The organism is Streptomyces sp. NPDC050287 (assembly GCF_044459385.1).
Lineage (GTDB): Bacteria > Actinomycetota > Actinomycetes > Streptomycetales > Streptomycetaceae > Streptomyces.
In genome coordinates this window covers 169,543-193,040 of the sequence record NZ_JBITIY010000009.1, presented here as the reverse complement: position 1 = coordinate 193,040, position 23,498 = coordinate 169,543, and the positions used below count along the sequence as shown (strand labels likewise).

The following is a 23,498-nucleotide window of genomic DNA, read 5'->3' as shown; positions in this document are numbered from 1 at the left end:
ATGGAAGCATTCACCACGCACACCGGCCGGGCCGTCCCGCTGCGCCGCTCCAACGTCGACACCGACCAGATCATCCCTGCTCACTGGCTCAAGAAGGTCACACGGGACGGGTTCGAGGACGGGCTGTTCGAGGCCTGGCGCAAGGACCCGGCGTTCATCCTCAACCAGCCCGAGCGCGCGGGCGCCACGGTCCTGGTCGCCGGCCCAGACTTCGGTACCGGCTCCTCCCGTGAGCACGCCGTGTGGGCGCTGCAGAACTACGGCTTCAAGGCCGTGATCTCGTCCCGCTTCGCCGACATCTTCCGCGGCAACTCGCTCAAGAACGGCCTGCTCACGGTGGTGCTGGAGCAGAAGATCGTGGACGCGCTGCAGGAGCTCACGGAGAAGGACCCCACGGCCGAGATCACGGTCGACCTGGAGAGCCGTGAGGTGCGCGCCGAGGGCATCACCGCGCCCTTCGAGCTCGACGAGAACGCCCGTTGGCGGCTGCTGAACGGGCTGGACGACATCTCCATCACCCTCCAGAACGAGGCCGACATCGCCGCGTACGAGGCCAAGCGCCCGTCGCACAAGCCGCAGACGCTCCGGGTCTGATCCGGTAGCCGACCGGAGGCCTCGGACCGCCCCGGACCCCGGAGCGCCCCCCGGATACCCCGGACTCCCTCCGTGGACAACTGAACAGGTCGAGTTTCGGCCACCGCGACACCCCCGCCGTACCCCCGATCAGCCCGATCGGGGGTACAGCTGTGTCCGCACTCGAACGGCCCTGCGCGCCGCTGGGCGGCCAGCCAACTTCCCACGTTAGAAGGGTTGTTGCCGGGGTACGCGTGCTGTGGAGCCGCGGCTCCCACATGTGCCGGGAAGGCCGTTTGAGGCGGCAGTTGCACCCTGAGCAGGCGACAACTCGCCCCAGATGGCACAATCTGTGCATGGAACACGACGGCCAACTCCAGCTCTATGCGGCAGTCGCGGACCAACTCAAGGAAGCGCACGCAAGGGTGCGCGCACTGCAAGTCCCGGAGGGCGTACGGATGGCGCTGACCCGGAAGCTGCTGGTCATTACGGCCGCGGCCAAGCACGATCTCGCCGATGCGGCAAGGCGTCTGGAGGGGTTCGTGGCGGACCTCGAAGCGGGTCGAATCCCCGATGAGGAACGCTGAGCAGTCCAGAACAGCCGAGTTCGTTGCGGCGCACGGGTGATAAGCCCGTTTCGTGTTTGATTTGCGGTATATATCTGCCTAACGTGCGAAAACGCTTGAACACTTTCGTTCTGGCAATGTCTCCGAAGGGGAAGACGTGAACAAGGCGCAGCTCGTAGAAGCGATTGCCGACAAGGTGGGCGGTCGCCAGCAGGCCGCCGACGCTGTCGACGCGGTCCTGGACGCCATCGTCCGCGCGACCGTCGCGGGGGACCGGGTCTCGGTCACCGGCTTCGGTTCGTTCGAGAAGGTCGACCGTCCGGCCCGTTACGCCCGCAACCCCCAGACCGGGGAGCGGGTTCGGGTCAAGAAGACCTCCGTTCCGCGCTTCCGCGCGGGCCAGGGTTTCAAGGACCTGGTGAGCGGCTCGAAGAAGCTCCCGAAGAACGACGTCGCCGTCAAGAAGGCGCCCAAGGGCAGCCTGACCGGCGGGGCTTCCGCGACGGTCAAGAAGGCGGCCGCCAAGAAGGCCGCCCCGGCGAAGAGGGCGACGGCCGCGGCGAAGAAGACCACCGCGAAGAAGACGACGGCCAAGAAGACCACGGCCACCGCGAAGAAGGCCCCGGCCAAGAAGGCGCCCGCCCAGAAGAGCACGACGGCCGCCAAGTCCACCGCGGCGAAGAAGACCGCGGCCACCAACGCACCGGCGAAGAAGGCGACGGCCAAGAAGGCCCCCGCCAGGAAGTCGACGGCTCGCACCACCACCACCGCCAAGAAGGCCACCGCCCGCAAGAGGTAGGGCTACAGGGCACTCACGCGCCGGGCCGGACTCCGTACGGAGCCCGGCCCGCGGCGTGTTCGCTTCCGCGGAAGTCTTCTTCGACCGCCCGCAGAGCGTCCTCAGAGCGCCGCAGAAGTTCCTCAGAACGTCCGCAGAACGTCCTCAGAGAAAAGCGACGCGAGCACGTTCTCAGAGCAACCAAGGAACGGCTCAGAGCGACCACAGAACGAACTCAGAGCAACCGCGGACCTCGAAGCCAGGTGCAGAACAGCTTCTGGGCACCCGCAGATCGCCTTCAGAACGTCTGCAGCGTCACCAGTGTGATCCGGCGGGCCTCGCCCTCGCCCTCCGTCTCGATGCGCACCCGCTGCCCGGGCCGCAGCAGCCTCAGCCCGCCCGCGTCGAAGGCCGGAGCGTCGAAGGGAACCGGCGTGCCGTCGTCCAGCAGCACCTGTCCGCTGCGGCTGTCGGGGTCGTACGTGTACGCGGTGGCCTGCATGACGGCAGCCTACTGCCCGGGGATCAGCAGCCGCGCGGCCTGAGCCGCCGTGCGGGGACCCACCCCGAGGGCCAGCGCGGCCCGCAGGTCGGCGCCGGTGTCCACGTCCTGGCGTACGGAATCCACCGTGTCGAGGGTGAGTTCGACGGCTCCGGAGGCGCGATGGCGGGCCCGGGAATCCGGGCCGAAGGCGGGCCGCAATTCCGCGCCCTCCCGGGCGGCCAGCAGAGTGGTGCCGATTGCGGCGGCGTCCGGGAGAAAGGCCCGGGGGAATTCCGCGGCCGCGTCCAGGACCCGGGCCAATTCCAGGGGGCGTAGCGCCGGCAGATCGGCGTTCAGGGCCGCCACGGCGCTTTCCGGGCGCGTTGCGCGTACGGCGGCCGCCGCGTGCGCCAGAGCCGTGTTGAGGCCGCCGTACGGCTCGTCGGAGACGATATGGGCGCCCAGCGCGCCCAGCTCGCGGCCGGCCCAGGGGTCGTGGGTGACGACTGCCACATCCTTCACCGCCGGGCAGGCCAGCGCCGCCGCCACGGTGTCCTGGGCGAAGGCGAGGGCGAGGCCCGGGCGCAGCGCGTCGGCGGCGGTGTCCGAGAGTCTGCTCTTGGCCCGCGCCAGGGGTTTCACAGGTATGACCAACATCCACTGCACGAGCGCTCCGTCCCTGTCTTGTCGCGGCCATTGTTACTCAGCCGTCACCGGGCCTCCTGGCGGTCACGGAGTCGGGGCGTACGGTGTTCTCGACAGACCGGCGGCCTGGGGCGACACTTGTGCGGCCCCGAGGCCCTAGAGGAAGGTGTCCGCGTGCCCCGCCGCAGAATCGGCTTCTGGTACCGCCTGGCAGCGGTGCTCTGCAAACCGCCGCTGGTGGTTCTGATCAAGCGGGACTGGCGCGGAATGGAGCACATTCCGGCTGATGGCGGATTTATCACCGCGGTGAACCATAATTCGCACATCGATCCCTTCGCATACGCGCACTTTCAGTACAACACCGGCCGCGTTCCGCGATTCCTGGCGAAGAGCGGTCTTTTCAAGAAGGGATTCGTCGGCGCCGCGATGCGCGGTACCGGACAGATCCCCGTCTACCGCGAGAGCACGGACGCGCTGAGCGCCTTCCGGGCCGCCATCGCGGCCGTGGAGCGCGGTGAGTGCGTCGCCTTCTACCCCGAGGGCACCCTCACCCGCGACCCGGACGGCTGGCCCATGACCGCCAAGACCGGTGCCGCGCGCGTCGCCCTGCAGACCAAGTGCCCGGTGATTCCGGTCGCCCAGTGGGGCGCCAACAAGGTGCTGCCGCCGTACGCCAAGAAGCCCGACCTCTTTCCCCGCAAGACCCACCAGGTCCTCGCCGGACCCCCGGTGGACCTGCGGCGTTTCTACGACAAGGAGATGACCCCGGAGCTCCTGAAGGAGGCGACCGAGGTCATCATGGCCGCCGTCACCCGCCAGCTGGAGGAGATCCGCGGCGAGAAGGCACCGGCCAGGCCCTACGACCCGCGCCGCGAGCGGATCGAGCAGCGGCGCCGGACCCGGGCGCAGACGCAGCAGACACCAACCCAGCAGCCACCGCCCCAGCGGACACAGAGCCAGCAGCCCCAGACGCAGAGGAAGCAGGCAGAAGGGCAGGGCACGTGAGCAAGCCGGTCAAGGCGGCGGTCTTCAGCGCCGGTTCGTGGGGTACGGCGTTCGGCATGGTGCTCGCCGACGCGGGGTGCGAGGTCACTCTGTGGGCACGCCGGGCACAGGTCGCGGATGCGATCAACTCCTCCCGCACGAACCCCGACTACTTCCCCGGTGTCGAGTTGCCGGAGAACATGCGGGCCACGACGGACGCGGCCGAGGCCGCCGCCGGCGCCGACTTCACGGTCCTTTCCGTCCCCTCCCAGACACTGCGCGCCAACCTCGCCCAGTGGACGCCGCTGCTCGCGCCGGACACGGTCCTCGTGTCGCTGATGAAGGGCGTCGAACTCGGTTCCGCCATGCGGATGAGCGAGGTCATCGAGGACGTCGCCAAGGTGCCCCAGAACCGCGTCGCCGTGGTCACCGGACCCAACCTCGCCCGCGAGATCGCCGCCCGGATGCCGGCCGCCGCGGTGGTCGCCTGTACCGACGAGAACCTCGCCCAGCGGCTCCAGGCGGCCTGCCACACGCCGTACTTCCGCCCGTACACCAACACCGACGTCGTGGGCTGCGAACTCGGCGGCGCGGTCAAGAACGTCATCGGTCTGGCCGTCGGCATCGCGGACGGCATGGGACTCGGCGACAACGCCAAGGGCTCGCTCATCACGCGCGGGCTGGCGGAGACGACCCGGCTCGGCCTCGCGATGGGTGCCGACCCGCTGACGTTCGCCGGACTCGCCGGGCTCGGCGACCTGGTGGCGACCTGCTCCTCACCGCTGTCCCGCAACCACACCTTCGGCACCAACCTCGGCAAGGGCATGACCCTGCAGGAGACCATCGCGGTCACCCGGCAGACCGCCGAGGGCGTCAAGTCCTGTGAGTCCGTGCTGGATCTGGCCCGGCGGCACGGTGTCGACATGCCCATCACCGAGACGGTCGTGGGAATCGTGCACGAGGGCAAGCCTCCCGTGGTCGCTCTCAAGGAGTTGATGTCGCGCAGCGCGAAGCCCGAACGACGCTGAGCGACGCCGCACGACGCCGCCGGGTGGACGCTGTCTCGCGGCACTACCAACGGGTACTCTCATCGCGATATGAGCACCGATAACCTCCCTCAGAGCCCTGGGCAGCCGCCTCGTAAGCCGCGTGTGGCCGTCGTGTTCGGCGGACGCAGCTCCGAACACGGGATCTCCGTGGTCACCGCCGGAGCCGTCCTCAAGGCCATCGACCGGACGAAGTACGACGTCCTGCCGATCGGCATCACCCCGGACGGCCGGTGGGCGCTCACCGCCGACGAACCGGAGCGCATGGCGATCACCGAACGCCGCACGCCCAGCGTCGGCGAGCTCGCCGACTCGGGCGAGGGAGGCGTGGTGCTCCCCGTCGACCCCACCAACCGCGAAGTCGTCTACGGCGAGCCGGGATCGGTGCCCAAGGTGCTCGGGGAGATCGACGTCGTCTTCCCGGTGCTGCACGGGCCGTACGGCGAGGACGGCACCCTCCAGGGCATGCTGGAGCTGTCCGGTGTGCCGTACGTGGGTTCCGGTGTGCTCGCCTCCGCGGTCGGCCAGGACAAGGAGTACATGAAGCGGGTGTTCACCTCCTTCGGGCTCAAGGTGGGCCCGTACCTGGTGATCCGGCCGCGTGAGTGGGAGCGCGACGAGTCGGCCGCCCGCAAGAAGATCGTCGACTTCGCCGGCGAGCACGGCTGGCCGCTGTTCGTGAAGCCCGCGCGCGCGGGTTCGTCGATCGGCATCACCAAGGTCGACGACCTGTCGGGGATGGACGAGGCGATCGCCGAGGCCCAGCGGCACGACCCGAAGATCCTCGTGGAGGCGGCGCTGCGCGGCCGTGAGATCGAGTGCGGGGTGCTGGAGTTCGAGGACGGCCCGCGTGCCTCCGTCCCCGCGGAGATCCCGCCGCCGGACGCGCACGCGTACTACGACTTCGAGGCCAAGTACATCGACTCGACGCCCGGCATCGTCCCGGCCCCGCTGACGCCCGAGGAGACGGCCGAGGTGCGGAAACTCGCGGTGGACGCCTTCGAGGCGGCCTCCTGCGAGGGCCTGGTCCGCGCGGACTTCTTCCTCACCGAGGACGGCGAGTTCGTCATCAACGAGATCAACACGATGCCCGGCTTCACGCCGATCTCGATGTACCCGCAGATGTGGCAGGCCAGCGGGGTCGAGTACGGCGAGCTGGTGGACCGCCTGATCCAGGCGGCCATGCGCCGCTCGACGGGCCTGCGCTGACCGGCGCGGGGCCCGGGTGCCGTGGAGCGCTCTAGTCGGCGATCCCTTCGGGGATCGCCTTCTTGATCGCCGGTGCGAGATCTATCAGCACACCCGAACTGTCCCGCCCCTCCGGCACCGTCACCTCGACGTACACGCTGCGGTTGGCGGTGGTGAAGCGGTACGCCCCGCCGTCCCGCTTCTCCATCAGCCAGTCGACGCCGTTCACCCCGCCGGCGACCGCGTCCGGGTCGTCGCCTTTCGCCACCGTCGGGTCGGCCATCTTGGGCGGCTGGGTGACACCGCAGCGCAGTATGATCTCCGGGCCTCCCCAGCCCGCGGTCAACGCGGAGGCGGGCTCGGGATCGTGGCGGCTCGCACCGTCCACCCTGGACGGCAGTACCTTGTGCAGATCCCGGCACAGCCGTGCCGCCTTCGCGTCCGGGCTGGGAACCGCCGCCGACGCGCTGTCGTCTGCTGAGGAGCAGCCCGCGATCGTGATCGACAGAGCGAACGCGGGCCCGACGAGGATGCGGCGCCGGTGACGGAAGAAGTTCACCGGTCAAGGGTAGACGGGGGCTACAGATGGACCACCGGGCAGGTCAGGGTGCGGGTGATGCCGTCCACCTGCTGGACCTTGGCGACCACCATGCGGCCGAGATCGTCCACGGTGTCGGCCTGGGCGCGCACGATGACGTCGTACGGTCCTGTCACGTCCTCGGCCTGGATGACTCCAGGGATCTTGCTGATCGTCTCGGCGACGGTCGACGCCTTGCCGACCTCCGTCTGGATCAGGATGTACGCCTGTACCACGGAACCTCCAGGGCGGCCACGAGGATCATGTGGGGAAAAGGAACGCCACGGTATCGCGTCGCCGCTCGCCACGGGGAGACCCGCGGGGGCCGCGACTCGCGCGCCGGAGTGCGGGCACGACAGAAGTGGACGGTCACCTCGACCGTATCGAGGACACTGGTGACGCGCGAGCGGGCACGGACAGGGACAGAAGGGGCGTAAGGGCAATGAAGGGCACTGTTGGTGAGCTCGGTGAGTTCGGGCTCATCAGGGAGCTCACCTCCCGTCTCACCACCACCCCGGCGGTCCGGGTCGGCCCCGGCGACGACGCCGCGGTGGTCGCCGCGCCCGACCGCAGGGTCGTGGCCAGCACCGACATCCTCCTGGAGGGCCGGCACTTCCGCCGCGACTGGTCCACCGCCTACGACGTGGGCCGCAAGGCCGCCGCGCAGAACCTCGCCGACATCGCCGCCATGGGCGCGGTGCCGACCGCGCTGCTGCTCGGCCTGGTCGTCCCCGGCGAACTCCCGGTGACCTGGGCGAGCGAGCTGATGGACGGCCTGCGCGACGAGTGCCAGGTCGCGGGCGCCTCCGTGGTCGGCGGGGACGTCGTACGCGGCGACACCATCATGGTGTCGATCACCGCGCTCGGCGACCTGCGCAACAACGAGCCCGTGACGCGTGGCGGCGCCATGCCCGGCGACCTCGTGGCGGTGACCGGCTGGCTGGGCTGGTCGGCGGCCGGGTACGCGGTGCTCTCCCGCGGCTTCCGCTCGCCGCGTGCCTTCGTGGAGGCCCACCGGCGCCCCGAGCCGCCCTACCACGCGGGTCCGGCCGCCGCCGGGCTCGGGGCGACCGCGATGTGCGACGTCAGCGACGGGCTGATCGCCGACCTCGGGCACATCGCCGAGGCCAGCAAGGTCCGCATCGACATCCGCTCCGGCGCCATCGACATCCCGTCCCAGATGAACGACATCGGGCAGGCCGTCGGCGTCGACCCCATGCAGTGGGTGCTGACCGGGGGCGAGGACCACGCGATCGTGGCGACCTTCCCGCCGGACGTGAAGCTGCCCGCCCGCTGGAAGGTCATCGGCGAGGTGCTCAACCCGTCGGCGCTGCCCCAGGTGACGGTGGACGGGGCGCCGTGGACCAAGAAGGGCGGCTGGGACCACTTCGGGGACATCGAGTCATGAGCGCTCCGCCTCGCGTTCTCACCGTCGCGGGCTCCGACTCCGGCGGGGGCGCCGGCGTCCAGGCCGACCTGAAGACGATGCTCGCGCTCGGCGTGCACGGCATGAGCGTGATCACGGCGGTCACCGCGCAGAACTCCCTGGGCGTGCAGGGGGCTTGGGAACTGCCGGTGGAGGCGGTGCGCTCGCAGTACCGGAGTGTCGTGGACGACATCGGCGTCCAGGCGGTCAAGACCGGGATGCTGGCGTCCGCCGAACTCGTCGAGGCGGTCGCCGAGTTGATCGGCGGGACGGACGCACCGGCCGTCGTCGACCCGGTCGGCGTCTCCAAGCACGGGGATCCCCTGCTGGCCGCGTCCGCGCTGGACTCCGTACGGACGAAGCTGCTGCCGGTGGCCACCGTGGCCACGCCGAACCTGGACGAGGTGGCCCAACTGACCGGCGTGCACGTCGAGTCGGAAGCGGACCTTCGGCGGGCCGCGGCGGCCGTGCTGGCGTACGGCCCGCGCTGGGCGCTGATCAAGGGCGGTCATCTGCCGGGGGGCACAGCTCGGGTGGGCGGGAACCAGGCAGCGACGGTGGGCGGGAATCAGGCGGTCGACCTGCTCACCGACGGCTCCGAGGAGTACTGGCTGCGTGCTCCGCGCCACGACAACCGGCACACGCACGGCACGGGCTGCACCCTCGCCTCGGCCATCGCGTCGCAGCTCGCGAAGGGCCAGTCCGTGCCGGAGGCGGTGGCGGCTGCCAAGGAGTACGTCACCGGGGCGATCGCGGCCGGGTTCGCCCTGGGAGGCGGCATCGGACCGGTGGACCACGGCTGGGTCTTCCGCACTCAGGATCCCGAAGGCGCCGGGTAGTCCCGCAGCCCGATGCCGGCCGCCGCTGTCTCGGTCGGTTTCTTGATCGAGCGGGCTCTTCGAGCGGGTGGGCGTGGGCATGCAAAAAGCCGGGCCCACCAGGGTGGGACCGGCTGTCTGCAGTGAACCAGCAGTGGCCGCGCGCGATGGGGGTCCCCCGCCTCGACCGAAGTCGAGAGGTGGGGGATGTGCGTCAGCGCGAGACCTTGCCGGCCTTGATGCACGAGGTGCAAGCGTTCACGCGCTTCGGCGTCCCGCCCACCACGGTACGCACACGCTGGATGTTCGGGTTCCAGCGACGGGGCGTACGGCGGTGCGAGTGCGAGATGTTGTTGCCGAAGCCCGGCCCCTTGCCGCAGACGTCGCAGTTGGCAGCCACGGGTCACTCCAAAGACTTCAGATGCACTTACGGTGGATCCCGGCATGCCGGGGGATCGAGATCGTAGGATCAGAGATCTGAGTGGCGCTGCCAGGGGGAAAATGCCCGACCGGGATCGGGCAACCGGAGCAGCATACAACGACCGCGCCAGTAGAACGAAACTACCATGGCTGCTCAGAGCTCTGCCCCGGCCCGCTTCCGGTGGACCGCCCCCCGAGGTCTACGCTGCGTCCCACGTCCAGCAGCTCAGGGAGGCGCAGGTGGCGCAGGTGCCGCAGACATTCTTCGATGCTCTCGCGGTGCGCACCTGGTGCGGTCTCGCGCTGACCGCGCTCGGACGGGCGCGCGAGGAGATCGACGCGATCAACGTGTATCCCGTGGCGGACGGGGACACCGGCACCAACCTGTATCTGACCGTGGAGTCCGCCGCAGGGGCCGTGGAGGCGGTGTTCGCCGGTCACGAGGCCGACCGGGCCCCCGGCGAGCCGACCCTCGCCGATGCCGTGCGGGCGATGGCGCACGGGGCGCTGATAGGCGCGCGCGGCAATTCGGGGACGATCCTCGCGCAGTTGCTGCGGGGCATGGCGCAGGTGCTCGCCGCCGACGGTGAGACCGCTCACACCGACGGCCGGGGCCTCACCTCCGCGCTGCGGCACGCGGCCGACTCCGCCCGCCGGGCCGTGGCCCACCCGGTCGAGGGCACGGTCCTCACGGTCGCATCGGCCGCCGCCGACGCGGCCACCGGAGCCGGGGGCGACTGCGCGGCGGTGGCCCGGGCCGCCCACGAGGGAGCCCGCACCGCCCTCGCCGCCACCCCGGGCCAGCTGGCCGTCCTGGAGCGCGCCGGGGTGGTCGACGCGGGCGGACGGGGGCTGGTGGCCGTCCTCGGGGCTCTGGTGGAGACGTTCACGGGGGAGTCGCCGGGCGCGGTGTCCGGTTGCGGGGCGCACGCGCGCGTGGAGGGTGTGGCGGGTGTCGAGCGCGAGGGGCGCGACGATGTGGCGTCCCCCGCGCGCGGGTCCGCGGAGCCGGCGGATCCGCAGGACGCCGCAGCTTGCGGGGACGGGCCGGCGGGGCCGGGGGAGAGCGGGCCGGCCTTCGAGGTGGTCTACCTCCTGGAGGCGGAGGACGAGGCGGTCGAGCGGCTTCGGGCCAGGCTCGACGCCCTCGGGGACTCGCTCGTCGTGGTGGGCGGTGACGGGCTGTGGAACGTTCATGTGCACGTCGACGACGCGGGCGCCGCCGTGGAGGCGGGCGTCGAGGCCGGGCGGCCGTACCGGATCCGGATCACCCACTTCGGGATCGGCGATGTGCACACCACCGGCGCCGAGCGGCCGCCCCGGGAACGGGTCCAGCGTGCCGTCGTGGCCGTCGTCCCCGGTGAGGGACTCGCCGGGCTGTACACCGAGGCCGGCGCGACCACCGTCCTCGCCCGGCCCGGGGAGCCGCCCGCGAGCGGGGAGCTCGTGGAGGCCGTACGACGTGCCCACGCGCGTGAGGTGGTGCTGCTGCCCAACGACGCGGATCTGCGCCACACCGCTGCCGCGGCGGCCGAACAGGCCCGCGCCGAGGGCATCCGCGTGGCCCTCATCCCGACCCGCTCCGCGGTCCAGGGCATCGCCGCGCTCGCCGTGCACGAGCCGGAACGCCGCTTCGACGAGGACGTCGTGACGATGACCTCGGCGGCCGGAGCCACCCGGTACGCCGAAGTGGTCGTCGCTGAACGCCAGTCCTGGACCATGGCGGGCATCTGCCAGGCCGGTGACGTCCTCGGGCTCATCGACGGCGACGTGGCCGTGATCGGCGCGGACGTCCGGGCGACCGCGGAGACGGTCCTCGACCGCATGCTCTCGGCCGGCGGCGAACTGGTCACCCTCGTCCTGGGCGACGAGGCCCCCGAAGCCGTCGCCGACCACCTGGAAGCGCGGGTACGGGAGTCGTACCTCGCCGTCGACACGGTGGTGTACCGGGGCGGACGGCAGGGGGCCGTGCTGCTCATCGGGGTGGAGTAGCCGCGTTTCGGCGGTGGTCGCTGAGGGGGGTGGCGGGGAGCGGTGCGGGTTCGGGTTCGGGTTCGGGCACTGGGTCCTTTGCGGGCTGCCCTCCCCGTCTGCCGCCCGGGGCGGCTGTCCGTCCCCTGCCCTTTGCCCGGCCGGCTGTCCGTCCCCGGGCCGCTGCACTGTCGGCTGTCTGTCTGCCGCCCGGTGTACTGCCGGCTGCCCTTTCCCGCCCGCCGCTCAGCCGGCCGTCTGCTCCTCCGCAACGTCGAGCAGTTGCCGGGCCTCGGACCGGCGTGCCTGCGCCGTCTCGTCCTGGTCGCCGGCGTATGCGGCCAGCACCGCACGCGCGCGTGCGGCCGCGTCCGCGGGACGGCTCAGGTCGGCCTCCAGCCAGCCCGCGGCGAGTTCGGCGCCGGTGCGGCTGGGCAGGGCTTCGGGCCCCAGGGCGGAGAACACGACGATCGCCTCCGCCACCTGGGCCAGGGCCTCCTCCAGGACGGTACGGATCGAGTCGTCCTCGGCGTCCTCGGCGGCGGAACGGGCGAGCAGGTCGCCGAACTGCCGGTGAGTGTGGCCGAGTTCGGCCACCAGGCGCAGCCGTGTCTCCTCGTCGTCCGGGGCCGCGCCCAGCGCCGCCTCGCACTCCCCGACCGCGGCCGCCATCAACTCCCGCGCCGCGTCGGGCCCGCCCTCCGTGCGCAGCGCGAGCCAGGCGCGGGCCCGCAGCGAGCGGACGAGTCCGTGGACGTTGCCCAGGGCCCGCCACAGCTCGCCCGCGCGCGCGTAGGCGCGGTCCGCCTCGGCGGGCAGCCCCGCCTGTCCGAGGGACTCGGCGGCGAGATGGGCGAGCGTCGCGTGGTCGTGCTGCTCCGGCCAGTGCCGGGCGATCTCGGCCGCCTGGAGCCGTCGTTCGGCCGCCTCCCGGTGCTCGCCGAGCTCGCTCAGGCAGTCGCCGAGCCACCACTGCGTCTGCACGATCGCGCCGTCGCCGTGCGTCTCGGCGCTCAGGTCGGGCAGCGCCGACTCCAGCACCTCCGCGGCCTCGGCCCAGCGGCCCTGCCGCAGCAGGAACCCGCCGAGCTGGTGCCGGGCCCAGGTGCCGAGCGTCGGGCCCTGTCCGGCCTCGTCGGCCCAGTGCGCCGCCTCCAGGGCGTGCTCGGCGGCCTCCTCGGCGTCCCCGCGGCCGCCGACGACCTCGGCGAGCTGAAGGTGCAGCTGTGCCCGTCCCGTCGGCTCCAGATGCGGTCCGCCGTGCTCCAGGGCGGACCGCAGCGCCCGTTCCGTCTCGGGCAGGTCGCCGAGGTGGTGCGCGAGCGCGGCGAGCCGGGCCTCGTACTCGACGGCGAACCACGGCAGTCCGGCCCCGACGAAACCCTCCGCCGCCCGCGTGAACAGCTCCGCGGCCGTCTCCGCGTCCCCGGACTGCGCCGCCAGCTCCGCGAGCATGGCCTGCGCCTCGGCGGCCCGTGTGGCCAGCCGGACGTCGTCCCCGATGTGCCCGTCGACCAGGGCCAGCACCTCGCGTGCGGCCATCTCCGCCTCGGCGAGCACCGAGCCGAACGAGGAACTCCCGCCCCTGCCTCCGCCACTCTGGGAGCGGTCGGTTCCGGTCGGATCGTCCAGCAGGCTGTCGGTGCGGGCCGAACCCTCCTCAAGGCTGTGCGTTCGAGCGGGCCCGTCGTCAAGGCCGTGAGTTCCAGCAGGCCCCCCTGGGAGCGGGTCCGTCTCAGCAGGCCCCCCTGGGAGCCGGTCCGTGTCAGCGGGCCCCTCTTCGAGCCCGTCCGCCCCACCAGGCCCCTCTTTGCGCCCCTTAGGCCCAGCAGGCCGCCCTGGGAGCCCGTCCGCCCCACCAGGCCCCTCTACGAGCCCGCCGGTCCCGACCGGGCCCTCCTCGTCCTCCTCAGAACCGCCGCCGACGTCATCCCCCGCCTCGGAGCCGTCGTTCACCACCGCGCCCGCAAGAGGCTCATCGTCCGGGCCGGGCTCCTCAACGGACCCGTCCCCCTCCTGCACCCGCCGCATGAGGATCCGCGCCCGTCCCATCAGCACGGACGCCGTCTGCCGTACGCCTGTCCCGCCCTCGGCGTACAGCGCGAGGATCTCGTCGTAGGGCCCGGCGACCGCCGCGAGCGCCTCGTCCACGTGGCCCGTGAGGGCGTGGACGTAGGCCGCACGTGTGTGGGCCGCCAGGGCCTCACCCGGGTCGCCGGCCTGCGCGTACAGTTCGGCGGCGAGTTCGAAGTCAGGCATGCCCTCCGGGCCGAGGTCCATGGCCCGGTGGTCGGCGATCTCTGCCTGGTCTCGGGCGTCCAGTTCGACGCCCTCCGCGGCGCGCGCGACGGCCGCCCACGCCTCGACGGCGTTCGGCTGCAGGGTGTCCGACAGCCGCCGCGCCTCGGTGAGCAGCGCCGCCAGATCGGGCTCCTCGGGGGCCGCGGTCGCCGGCACCGGCGCGACCGGCGGCACGGGGGCCGTCCGTACCGAACGCACCCCCAGCGGCAGCCGCTCCACCAGTGGCCGTTGCGCCATACGCGCGCGTGCCCGCTCGCTGACGTGCCCGGTGCCGTTGCGTTCGTCGAAGCGGGCGGCCAGCGCGAGGGCCTGCCCGCGCGCGTGGGCGGCGAGTTCGCGGGCGGTCCACGCCCGGCCGGCCGGTCCGGGTACCTGCTGGTCGGCGAGCCCGAGCTCGGTCAGCCGGTCCATGAGCAGCGTCACCACCGCCATGAAGTCCAGCCTGCTGCGGGGATGCCCGTCGTCCGTGAAGTACGCCGGCCGCTCCGCGAGCAGCTCCAGAGCGCGCGCCTCGTTGCCGGTCAGCGCGCAGAACTCCACGTGGTCCGCGTAGGCGCCGCGCATGCTCTCCATGGCCCGTACGAGCCTGAAGCCCCGCAGATGGTGGGCGCGCGCCTCGTCCACGCGGCCCAGCCGCAGCAGGGGCGCCAGGGAGGACGCGAGGACCGTGTGCGGCTCGTGGGCGCAACTGAATTCGCCCTCCAGGACCGGCGCCCACAGCTCCAGCGCCTCGGCGTCCCGCCCCCGCTCTGCCTGCCACCAGCCCTGCCCGTGCAGCTCGCAGGCGTGGCAGTCGGCCATGCTGTCCCGGTCGGCGGCCAGCCACGCGGCGTACGCCCGCTCGGCCCGCGCCACGTCCCCGACGTGCGCGGCCACGCTGAACTCGGCGCTGCGCACGGCCCGTTCGGAGTGACCGGCGAGCCGGTAGCGGTGCTCCATCTCGCCGAGCCACTTCTCGATGGACGCCAGCGGAATGTGCGGCTGGTCGAGCATGCCGGACGACATCCACTTGAAGACCCAGTGCAGCGAGTGCGTCTCGTACTCGTCGAAGTCCCCGGGCCGCTCGTCCCACATGCGCAGCAGACGCGCGAAGGGGACGAACATCTTGTCCTTCTCGGAGCTGTAGTTGTAGACCTTCAGCTGGTGCCCGAGCGCCTCGATCACCGCGAGCGGGATGTTCAGCTTCTCCGCCTCGGCGAGCAGCTGCTCCGCGCGCGCGTTGCGGGCCGGTCCCTCCGGCTGCTCGGAGTTCTCCGCCATCGCCTGACGGAGCGCGTCGAAGTCCGTGATCCCGCTCATCGGTGACCGTCCTCGCTGTGCGTGGCCCACTCCAGGAGGCCGATGAACGCCCGGTTCAACAGCGCGGAGTCCGCCGGCCTCAGCGGCCGCTGCGCCATCAACAGGGCCTGCCCGTACAGGGACTCCGTGGCGGTGCCGATCAGTTCCGGGTCGCCGAGTGAGCTGATCCGGCGGATCAGCGGGTTGAGATGGTTGAGCACCAGCCGCGCGCGCGGGGCGCTGCCCCGCAGCGAGCCCAGGATGCCCGCCCACAGATCGTCGGCCTGCTCCTCGGCCTCCGCCCGGGCCTGCTCGTGCCGGGCCGCCCGGTCGTCCAGGTGCAGCGCGGGCACCGAGAGCGGATGGAAGGCACGCAGGGCGACGTCACAGCCCAGGGGGTCGAGTCTGGCCCGCGCGGCCGCCAGGAAGCCGGACAGCGCGAGCTCCTCGGCCGGATCGACCGCGTCCAGGTGCGCGGTCACGGTGTCGGCGTCCAGCTCGGCGACCACCGTCCCCGGCCGCACCGAGGGCAGCGCCTCGATCAGCTCGCTGTCGTACGTGTAGCCGCCGTTGATCACCCCGACGCCCTGCGCGGACGCGATCGGGGCGACCTGCCGGTACTCCTCGACGGACCGCGTGAAGTGCACCACCGGGTGCCGCTGCGCGAACTCCTCCAGGGACAGCCGTCCGTCGGTCGTCTCGAAGGGCAGCCACGGCAGCATCGTGCGCAGCATCTCCGTGTCGTGCCGCGCGAGGGACTTCACGCCCAGGTGGTGCACCGACAGGAACGCCGCCAGCCGCTCCGGATCCCCGGCCGCCAGGCCCGTCAGCCAGGACCGGATCCGTTCGCCCAGGGCCTCCCGTACGGCCGCCAGCGTCTCGTCCTCGTAGAGCGACTCGCGCGAGGCCGTGGGCCGCAGACTGTCGGTGTCCAGGACGCAGCGCACGAAGAACGCCCAGTCGGGCAGCAGTTGCTCGCCCCGCTCGGTCAGCAGCATGCCCTTCAGGTGCACGCGGTGACCCGCCCGCTGCGCCGGACTGACCGCCGACGGCAGCACGTACGCCACCCCGCGGATCCCGGCGACCGGGACGGCCAGGTCGATCGCGTCCAGCGGGGTGAACCCGAACTGGTCGTGACAGTGCCGGGCCAGCGCCACCCGGCGGCCCGCGGGGCTCGGATACGCCCGGTCCCAGGGCGCGGGCAGGTCGGTCACCGCCTCCTCGCCCACCCGGACGTCGTACGGCAGCAGCGCCCCGAAGTCCCGCGCCAGCGCCAGGACACGCTCCCCGGTGAGCCACTCGCCGGCACCCGCCCGGGCCGTCAGCTGCACGGTGGTGCCCGGTTCGGGCCGGGCCTCGTCCGGCAGCGTCCGCACGGTGTACGAACCGTCGTCGCTCGCCGTCCACTCCACGGGCACCGCGTCCGGCGTACGGGCGCTGCGGCTGACCACCCGGATCCGCTCGGCGACCACGAAACAGGCGAGCAGCCCGATGCCGAACTGCCCGAGGAAGTCCGAACGGGCCTCCTGCAACCCGTCGGCCCGCTTGGAACTGCGCCCGATGGTCGCCAGCAGGGTGTGCACGTCCGCCTCGGTGAGCCCCACGCCGGTGTCCTCGACACGCAGGGATCCGCCCTCGGCGTACAGCCGCACCCGGGCAGGGGCGTCGGACTGCTCCGCCCGCCGGGCGGTGATCGCGTCCACCGCGTTCTGCAGCAGCTCGCGCAGATAGACCTTGGGGCTGGAATAGAGATGATGGGAGAGCAGGTCCACCAGGCCGCGCAGGTCGACCTGGAACGTATGAGGTGGCTGGGAAGCCTGGGATGACTGTGAGGTCTGGGAATCCATCGTCGCAGCGCCGGTGGGGGGACAGGCGACGGCGCGGGGTCGGGCGGTCCCTGTAAGACGGTGACCGCAGAGGTGGCTGGGCCGGGAGCGCGTCATCCTACGGGTCCAACCAGCCGTCTGACCAGGGGTTTCCCTGGACATATACGGCATTGTCAGTGGTGTGGTGTGCAATGGATCTCGTGCCCGCGCTGAAAGAACCACTGAAAGAACCACTGGAACAACCACTGAAGTCAGTGCTCGGCCCCGCCACCGCGAAGGTGATGGCCGAGCATCTCGGCCTGCATACCGTCGGCGACCTCCTGCACCACTATCCGCGCAGGTACGAGGAGCGCGGCCAGCTCACCCACCTCGCCGACCTCCCCATGGACGAGCACGTCACGGTGGTCGCCCAGGTCGCCGACGCCCGCCTGCACACCTTCGCCTCGGCCAAGGCCCCCCGGGGCAAGGGGCAGCGCCTGGAGGTCACGATCACGGACGGCAGCGGCCGACTCCAACTGGTCTTCTTCGGTCACGGAGTTCACAAGCCCCACAAGGAACTCCTGCCGGGCACCCGGGCGATGTTCTCGGGAAAGGTCTCCGTCTTCAACCGCCGCCTCCAACTGGCCCACCCGGCGTACGAGTTGCTGCGCGGCGCCGACGACGAAGCCGCGGAGACCGTCGACACCTGGGCCGGCGCCCTCATCCCGATCTACCCCGCCACCGCCAAACTGGAGTCCTGGAAGATCGGCAAGGCCATCCAGACGGTGCTGCCCAGCGCCCAGGAAGCCGTCGACCCGCTCCCCGACTCCCTGCGCGAGGGCCGCGGCCTGGCCTCCCTCCCCGAGGCCCTCCTGAAGATCCACCGCCCGCACACCAAGGCCGACGTCGAGGACGCCCGCTCCCGCCTCAAATGGGACGAGGCCTTCGTCCTGCAGGTCGCCCTCGCCCGCCGCCGCCACGCCGACGCCCAACTCCCGGCGGTCCCCCGCACACCCAAGCCGGACGGCCTCCTCACGGCCTTCGACGACCGCCTCCCCTTCACCCTCACCGACGGCCAGCGGAAGGTCACCCGGGAGATCTTCGACGACCTGGCGACCGACCACCCGATGCACCGGCTGCTCCAGGGAGAGGTGGGCTCGGGAAAGACGCTGGTGGCCCTGCGCGCCATGCTCACCGTGGTCGACGCCGGTGGCCAGGCCGCCATGCTCGCGCCCACCGAGGTGCTTGCCCAGCAGCATCACCGGTCGGTCGTGGAGATGATGGGGGAGCTGGCCGAGGGCGGGATGCTCGGTGGGACCGAGCAGGCCACCAAGGTGGTGCTGCTGACCGGGTCGATGGGGACGGCCGCGCGCCGGCAGGCGATGCTGGACCTCGCCACCGGGGAGGCCGGGATCGTCATCGGCACGCACGCGTTGATCGAGGACAAGGTGCAGTTCCACGACCTGGGGCTGGTCGTGGTGGACGAGCAGCACCGGTTCGGCGTCGAGCAGCGGGACGCCCTGCGCGGCAAGGGCAAGCAGCCGCCGCACCTGCTCGTCATGACCGCGACTCCCATCCCGCGCACGGTCGCCATGACCGTCTTCGGCGACCTGGAGACCTCGGTCCTCGACCAGCTCCCGGCCGGCCGCTCCCCGATCGCCAGCCACGTCGTCCCGGCCGCCGACAAGCCCCACTTCCTCACCAGGGCGTGGGAGCGGGTGCGCGAGGAGGTCGAGAACGGCCATCAGGCGTACGTCGTCTGCCCCCGTATCGGGGACGAGGAGGACGACCCGAAGAAGCGGAAGAAGTCCGCCGAGGACGAGGCCGAGAAGCGGCCCCCGCTGGCTGTCCTCGACGTGGCCGACCAGCTCACCAAGGGTCCCCTCCAGGGCCTGAAGGTGGAGGTCCTGCACGGCCGTATGCACCCCGACGACAAGGACGCCGTCATGCGTCGCTTCGCCGCCGGCGAGACCGACGTCCTGGTCGCCACCACGGTCATCGAGGTCGGCGTCAACGTGCCCAACGCCACCGCCATGGTGATCATGGACGCCGACCGCTTCGGCGTCTCCCAGCTGCACCAGCTGCGCGGCCGGGTGGGCCGCGGCTCGGCGGCCGGCCTGTGCCTCCTGGTCACCGAGATGCCCGAGGCCGGCGCGGCCCGCCAGCGGCTGAACGCCGTGGCCTCCACCGTCGACGGCTTCGAGCTCTCCCGCATCGACCTGGAACAGCGCCGCGAGGGCGACGTCCTCGGCCAGGCCCAGTCCGGCGCCCGCACGAGCCTGCGGATGCTCGCCGTCATCGAGGACGAGGAGATCATCGCCGAGGCCCGCGAGGAGGCCGCCGCCCTCGTCGCCGCCGACCCGGACCTCACCCGCCTGCCGGGCCTGCGCACGGCCCTGGACGCCCTGCTGGACGAGGAGAGAGAGCGGTACCTCGACAAGGGGTGACAAGGGGTGACAAGGGTGAGCCGCTGCGCACGGCCCACCGGCTGAGACACTGGAACCCCATCGAGTTCCACCGACGTAACGGACAAGGACCGAGGACATGACCCGCGTGATCGCCGGAGCAGCCGGCGGACGCCGCCTGGCCGTCCCGCCGGGGACCGGCACCCGCCCCACCTCCGACCGTGCACGCGAGGGCCTCTTCTCCACCTGGCAGTCCCTGCTCGGCGGCCCCCTGGGCGGCGAACGCGTCCTCGACCTGTACGCGGGCTCCGGCGCCGTCGGCCTGGAGGCTCTCTCCCGCGGTGCGAGCCACACCCTCCTCGTCGAGGCCGACGCCCGAGCCGCCCGCATCATCCGCGAGAACGTCAGGAGCCTCGGCCTGCCCGGCGCCGAGGTCCGCGCCGGCAAGGCCCGGCAGATCATCCAGGAACCGCCGGCCCTGCCGTACGACCTCGTCTTCCTCGACCCCCCGTACGCCGTCTCGGACGACGATCTTCGGGAGATTCTGCTCACACTCCGCACGGAGGGCTGGCTCGCGACCGACGCCCTCGTCACCGTGGAGCGCAGCACCAGAGGCGGCGCGTTCCACTGGCCGGACGGCTTCGAAGCGATCCGGGCCCGTCGCTACGGCGAGGGAACGTTTTGGTACGGTCGCGCCGCCGCTACGTGCGAAGACGCACGATGACCGGACCGGAGAGCGAGGGATCTCAAGTGCGCCGCGCCGTCTGTCCCGGGTCGTTCGACCCGATCACCAACGGACACCTCGACATCATTTCCCGCGCCTCCCGTCTGTACGACGAGGTCTATGTCGCGGTCATGATCAACAAGTCCAAGAGGGGCCTGTTCGACATCGACGAGCGGATCGACCTGATCCGCGAGGTCACCGCCGAGTACGGCAACGTGATCGTCGAGGCCTTCCACGGACTCCTCGTCGACTACTGCAAGCAACGCGACATCCCGGCCATCGTCAAGGGCCTGCGCGCGGTCAGCGACTTCGACTACGAGCTGCAGATGGCCCAGATGAACAACGGCCTGTCGGGCGTGGAGACGCTCTTCGTGCCGACCAACCCGACCTACAGCTTCCTGTCCTCCTCGCTCGTCAAGGAGGTCGCGACCTGGGGCGGAGACGTCTCCCACCTGGTGCCGTCCACGGTTCTCGAGGCTCTGAACGAGCGCCTGCGCAAGGACTGATGGGGCTACAGTCGTCCCGTCCGTCTCCAACACAGCTGTAGAGAGTGGCGAGCACAGGTGGACGTGCAGAAGAAGCTCGACGAGATCGTGGCCACGGTCTCCGGTGCCCGGTCGATGCCCATGTCGGCCTCGTGCGTGGTCAACCGCGCCGACCTGCTCGCGATGCTCGAAGAGGTGCGCCAGGCCCTGCCCGGCTCCCTGGCGCAGGCCCAGGAGCTGATCGGCGACCGGGAGCAGATGGTCGAGCAGGCCCGCCAGGAGGCCGAGCGGATCATCGGCCAGGCGCACGCCGAACGCGGCTCCCTGATCTCCGACACCGAGGTCGCCCGCCGCTCCCAGGCCGAGGCCGACCGCATCCTCACCGAGGCCCGCCAGGAGGCCGAGGAGATCCGCGCGGAGGCCGACGACTACGTCGACTCCAAGCTCGCCAACTTCGAGGTGGTCCTCACCAAGACCCTCGGCTCGGTCGGCCGCGGCCGCGAGAAGCTCCTCGGCACCGGCCCGGGCACCGACGAGCAGGGCTACGAGGACGAGGACGCCCCCGAGCGCAGCCACGACCCGGAGACCCTGCGCCGCACCGCCGACGAGTACGTCGACGTCAAGCTCGGCGCCTTCGAGGCGGTCCTCGCCAAGACCCTGGAGGCCGTCGGCCGCGGCCGCCAGAAACTGCACGGCCGGATCGCCAGCGACGACCTCGGCTCCCTCGCCGACGACGACTCCACCGTCCAGCACTCCAGCGACGCCGACTACCTGGCCGACCTGGTCGCCCTGGCGGAGGCGGACGCCCCGGCGGCCCCGGCCGAGCACCCCGTACCGCAGCACTACGACCAGCAGGCCCCGCAGCCCGCGTACGGCTACCAGCAGCAGGCAGCCGATCCCTACGGCGGCTACCCGCAGCAGTACGCCGCCCAGCAGGACCAGTACGGCTACCAGCAGGCCGACCCTTACTCCCCCACCTCCGGCTACGCTCCGGCGGGAGGTGGCCCCTTCCAGGGCTACGAGGGCCAGCAGCCCGCCTACGACCCGCACCAGGGCCAGCCGGTCCAGCAGGACCACCATGGCTACGTCCCGCAGCAGGCGCACTCCCTCGACGAGACCAGTCTCTTCGACACGGGCATGATCAGCGCGGAGCAGTTGCGGGCCTACGAGCAGGGGCGCGGCAACGGCTGACGACCGGGTCCGGGCGGGCAGCGACCACCGGATTGGGCCGTTCGCGAAAGGTCAAGTATCCTGGCTCTTCGGTCGCGTGCACGTCCGCGATCAACGCTGCCCGGGAACACCGAAGGGCAGCGTCCCCCGAGCTCAGCAGATCGAAAGCAGGAATGGCCCTGAACGCCCGCCTCGACCACCGCAACCCCCTCGTGTTCGACACACACGAGCTGGGTCGGCGGCCCGGTGCGCTGCAGCGCCTGACCCGCACGATCGACGCCCCCAGGGATCTCGGGCTCCAGGGGGTCATCGGAGTGCCGGAAGGCGCCCCGGTGAAGCTCGAACTCCGGCTCGAGTCGGTCATGGAAGGTGTGCTTGTCACCGGCACCGCCCGTGCAACCGCCGAGGGGGAGTGCGTAAGGTGTCTGGAGCCGCTCGAGCTGCAGCTCGAAGCGGACTTCCAGGAGATGTTCTCGTACCCTGACGCCGACGACCGGGGCCGCGTGAAAGCGGAGCCGGCCGACGACGCCGAGGACGACGAGGACAGGCTCTTCATCGAGGACGGCCTGTTCGACCTCGAACCCGTGCTGCGGGACGCGGTGGTGCTCGCACTGCCGATGCAGCCGGTGTGCCAGGAAGACTGCCCAGGTCTGTGCGCCCAGTGCGGCACGCGCCTTGCGGACGACCCGGACCACCACCATGACGCCGTCGACATCCGTTGGGCGGCACTGCAGGGACTCGCCGGTTCACTCGAAGATGGCGAGAAGGACGAGATCAGCGGCGCCGAAGCGGGCGTCGACGAGAAGCAGGAGAAGTAGCCGTGGCTGTTCCGAAGCGGAAGATGTCGCGCAGCAACACGCGCCACCGCCGGTCGCAGTGGAAGGCTGCGGTCCCCACCCTGGTTGCGTGTGAGCGCTGCCACGAGCCCAAGCAGCAGCACATCGCGTGCCCGTCTTGCGGCACCTACAACAAGCGCCAGGTCCTCGAGGTCTGAGCGGCTGGTGAGAGGCACTGTGTCCACGCCTAAGAAGAACGGTGCCCGCGCAGCCGCGGGCGACCCGGCGGACAACACGGCCTCGTCCCACACGCTGTTGGAAGGGCGGCTCGGGTACACACTCGAGTCCGCCCTTCTGGTGCGCGCGCTGACCCACCGTTCCTACGCGTACGAGAACGGCGGCCTGCCGACCAACGAGCGCCTGGAGTTCCTCGGGGACTCCGTCCTCGGCCTCGTGGTCACGGACACGCTGTATCGCACCCACCCCGACCTGCCCGAAGGCCAGCTGGCCAAGTTGCGGGCCGCGGTGGTCAACTCGCGTGCGCTGGCGGAGGTCGGCCGCGGGCTCGACCTGGGTTCCTTCATCCGGCTCGGCCGCGGTGAAGAGGGCACAGGCGGCCGGGACAAGGCATCCATCCTCGCCGACACCCTGGAAGCGGTGATCGGCGCGGTCTATCTCGACCAGGGGCTCGACTCGGCGGCGGAGCTGGTGCACCGCCTGTTCGACCCGCTGATCGAGAAGTCCTCGAACCTCGGAGCCGGCCTGGACTGGAAGACCAGTCTCCAGGAGCTCACCGCGACCGAAGGACTCGGCGTTCCCGAGTACCTGGTCACGGAGACCGGCCCCGACCACGAGAAAACCTTCACTGCTGCCGCCCGCGTCGGAGGCGTCTCGTACGGCACCGGCACCGGCCGCAGCAAGAAGGAGGCGGAGCAGCAGGCCGCGGAATCCGCGTGGCGGTCCATCCGGGCCGCGGCGGACGAGCGCGCCCAGACGGTGGCCGAGAAGGCCGCCCACGAGGACGGCGAAGATCCGTCGTCCGTCTCCGCCTGACCGAACGAGCACAGTCCGAGCGCCC

At 71.5% G+C, this 23,498-nt stretch carries 23 protein-coding genes; 16 read left to right on the top strand and 7 right to left on the bottom strand.

The annotated features are described in order from the left end of the window. The 3 genes from leuD (at window position 1) to ACIBK3_RS30600 (ending at window position 1,938) form a co-directional block, all read left to right on the top strand. A complete protein-coding gene (gene leuD, locus ACIBK3_RS30610; RefSeq protein ID WP_399370657.1) occupies window positions 1–594 on the top strand; it encodes a 3-isopropylmalate dehydratase small subunit in 594 nt (197 codons plus the stop codon). Between the two features lie 335 nt (window positions 595–929). Next, window positions 930–1,160, top strand: a complete 231-nt coding sequence (locus ACIBK3_RS30605) for a hypothetical protein (RefSeq protein WP_399370656.1) — start codon at window positions 930–932, stop codon at window positions 1,158–1,160. A 136-nt stretch (window positions 1,161–1,296) separates the two neighbouring features. After that, window positions 1,297–1,938, top strand: a complete 642-nt coding sequence (locus ACIBK3_RS30600; RefSeq protein ID WP_399370655.1) for an HU family DNA-binding protein — start codon at window positions 1,297–1,299, stop codon at window positions 1,936–1,938. Window positions 1,939–2,215: 277 nt separating this feature from the next. Here ACIBK3_RS30600 and ACIBK3_RS30595 read toward each other — a convergent pair whose 3' ends face one another. Next, complete coding sequence (locus ACIBK3_RS30595; protein WP_390820748.1) at window positions 2,216–2,419, bottom strand: hypothetical protein; 204 nt, start codon at window positions 2,417–2,419, stop codon at window positions 2,216–2,218. 9 nt (window positions 2,420–2,428) lie between these two features. Then, window positions 2,429–3,067, bottom strand: a complete 639-nt coding sequence (gene cofC, locus ACIBK3_RS30590; protein ID WP_399370654.1) for a 2-phospho-L-lactate guanylyltransferase — start codon at window positions 3,065–3,067, stop codon at window positions 2,429–2,431. A 153-nt stretch (window positions 3,068–3,220) separates the two neighbouring features. Here cofC and ACIBK3_RS30585 point away from each other — a divergent pair, with 153 nt between their 5' ends. The 3 genes from ACIBK3_RS30585 (at window position 3,221) to ACIBK3_RS30575 (ending at window position 6,285) form a co-directional block, all read left to right on the top strand. Then, on the top strand, window positions 3,221–4,051 hold the full coding sequence (locus ACIBK3_RS30585) for a lysophospholipid acyltransferase family protein (protein ID WP_399370653.1): 831 nt from the start codon (window positions 3,221–3,223) through the stop codon (window positions 4,049–4,051). Then, window positions 4,048–5,058 (top strand): NAD(P)H-dependent glycerol-3-phosphate dehydrogenase, encoded by a 1,011-nt coding sequence (locus ACIBK3_RS30580; RefSeq protein WP_399370652.1) that lies wholly within the window; start codon window positions 4,048–4,050, stop codon window positions 5,056–5,058. The genes ACIBK3_RS30585 and ACIBK3_RS30580 overlap by 4 nt, the downstream gene beginning before the upstream one ends. A gap of 69 nt (window positions 5,059–5,127) precedes the next feature. Continuing rightward, complete coding sequence (locus tag ACIBK3_RS30575; RefSeq protein ID WP_399370651.1) at window positions 5,128–6,285, top strand: D-alanine--D-alanine ligase family protein; 1,158 nt, start codon at window positions 5,128–5,130, stop codon at window positions 6,283–6,285. Window positions 6,286–6,316: 31 nt separating this feature from the next. Here ACIBK3_RS30575 and ACIBK3_RS30570 read toward each other — a convergent pair whose 3' ends face one another. Then, on the bottom strand, window positions 6,317–6,823 hold the full coding sequence (locus ACIBK3_RS30570; protein WP_399370650.1) for a DUF3515 domain-containing protein: 507 nt from the start codon (window positions 6,821–6,823) through the stop codon (window positions 6,317–6,319). A gap of 20 nt (window positions 6,824–6,843) precedes the next feature. Further along, window positions 6,844–7,077 (bottom strand): Lrp/AsnC family transcriptional regulator, encoded by a 234-nt coding sequence (locus ACIBK3_RS30565; RefSeq protein WP_003997603.1) that lies wholly within the window; start codon window positions 7,075–7,077, stop codon window positions 6,844–6,846. Between the two features lie 206 nt (window positions 7,078–7,283). Here ACIBK3_RS30565 and ACIBK3_RS30560 point away from each other — a divergent pair, with 206 nt between their 5' ends. Both ACIBK3_RS30560 and thiD read left to right on the top strand, forming a co-directional pair. Then, window positions 7,284–8,249, top strand: a complete 966-nt coding sequence (locus ACIBK3_RS30560) for a thiamine-phosphate kinase (RefSeq protein WP_399370649.1) — start codon at window positions 7,284–7,286, stop codon at window positions 8,247–8,249. Beyond that, window positions 8,246–9,106 carry a bifunctional hydroxymethylpyrimidine kinase/phosphomethylpyrimidine kinase gene (thiD, locus tag ACIBK3_RS30555; RefSeq protein ID WP_399370648.1) on the top strand — a complete coding sequence of 287 codons (861 nt, stop codon included), beginning with the start codon at window positions 8,246–8,248 and terminating at the stop codon, window positions 9,104–9,106. The genes ACIBK3_RS30560 and thiD overlap by 4 nt, the downstream gene beginning before the upstream one ends. A 193-nt stretch (window positions 9,107–9,299) precedes the next feature. On the opposite strand, the gene rpmB is transcribed toward thiD, so the two are convergent. Beyond that, a complete protein-coding gene (gene rpmB / locus ACIBK3_RS30550) occupies window positions 9,300–9,485 on the bottom strand; it encodes a 50S ribosomal protein L28 (RefSeq protein WP_004924906.1) in 186 nt (61 codons plus the stop codon). A 260-nt stretch (window positions 9,486–9,745) separates the two neighbouring features. Here rpmB and ACIBK3_RS30545 point away from each other — a divergent pair, with 260 nt between their 5' ends. Next, a complete protein-coding gene (locus tag ACIBK3_RS30545; protein ID WP_399370646.1) occupies window positions 9,746–11,497 on the top strand; it encodes a DAK2 domain-containing protein in 1,752 nt (583 codons plus the stop codon). Between the two features lie 225 nt (window positions 11,498–11,722). Here ACIBK3_RS30545 and ACIBK3_RS30540 read toward each other — a convergent pair whose 3' ends face one another. Together ACIBK3_RS30540 and ACIBK3_RS30535 are read right to left on the bottom strand one after the other, a co-directional pair. Continuing rightward, window positions 11,723–15,076: a tetratricopeptide repeat protein gene (locus ACIBK3_RS30540; protein WP_399370645.1), complete on the bottom strand. Its 3,354-nt coding sequence runs from the start codon at window positions 15,074–15,076 to the stop codon at window positions 11,723–11,725. Continuing rightward, window positions 15,073–16,902 (bottom strand): HSP90 family protein, encoded by a 1,830-nt coding sequence (locus ACIBK3_RS30535; RefSeq protein ID WP_399370644.1) that lies wholly within the window; start codon window positions 16,900–16,902, stop codon window positions 15,073–15,075. Before ACIBK3_RS30535 ends, ACIBK3_RS30540 begins: the two co-directional genes overlap by 4 nt. Window positions 16,903–17,072: 170 nt before the next feature. Here ACIBK3_RS30535 and recG point away from each other — a divergent pair, with 170 nt between their 5' ends. The 7 genes from recG to rnc all read left to right on the top strand — a co-directional run bounded on the left by recG (window position 17,073) and on the right by rnc (window position 23,473). Further along, window positions 17,073–19,307, top strand: a complete 2,235-nt coding sequence (gene recG / locus ACIBK3_RS30530) for an ATP-dependent DNA helicase RecG (RefSeq protein ID WP_399370643.1) — start codon at window positions 17,073–17,075, stop codon at window positions 19,305–19,307. 97 nt (window positions 19,308–19,404) lie between these two features. Continuing rightward, entirely contained in the window at window positions 19,405–19,989 is a 585-nt protein-coding gene (gene rsmD / locus ACIBK3_RS30525; RefSeq protein WP_399370642.1) for a 16S rRNA (guanine(966)-N(2))-methyltransferase RsmD, read from the top strand. Between the two features lie 26 nt (window positions 19,990–20,015). Then, window positions 20,016–20,495, top strand: coding sequence for a pantetheine-phosphate adenylyltransferase (coaD, locus tag ACIBK3_RS30520; RefSeq protein WP_399370641.1), 480 nt, complete (start codon window positions 20,016–20,018; stop codon window positions 20,493–20,495). 57 nt (window positions 20,496–20,552) lie between these two features. Further along, window positions 20,553–21,665 (top strand): cell division initiation protein, encoded by a 1,113-nt coding sequence (locus ACIBK3_RS30515; RefSeq protein WP_399370640.1) that lies wholly within the window; start codon window positions 20,553–20,555, stop codon window positions 21,663–21,665. A gap of 152 nt (window positions 21,666–21,817) precedes the next feature. After that, complete coding sequence (locus ACIBK3_RS30510; RefSeq protein WP_399370639.1) at window positions 21,818–22,462, top strand: YceD family protein; 645 nt, start codon at window positions 21,818–21,820, stop codon at window positions 22,460–22,462. 2 nt (window positions 22,463–22,464) lie between these two features. Beyond that, window positions 22,465–22,638: a 50S ribosomal protein L32 gene (rpmF, locus tag ACIBK3_RS30505; protein WP_003951102.1), complete on the top strand. Its 174-nt coding sequence runs from the start codon at window positions 22,465–22,467 to the stop codon at window positions 22,636–22,638. A 7-nt stretch (window positions 22,639–22,645) separates the two neighbouring features. After that, complete coding sequence (rnc, locus tag ACIBK3_RS30500) at window positions 22,646–23,473, top strand: ribonuclease III (protein WP_399370638.1); 828 nt, start codon at window positions 22,646–22,648, stop codon at window positions 23,471–23,473. Window positions 23,474–23,498 lie beyond the last annotated feature (25 nt).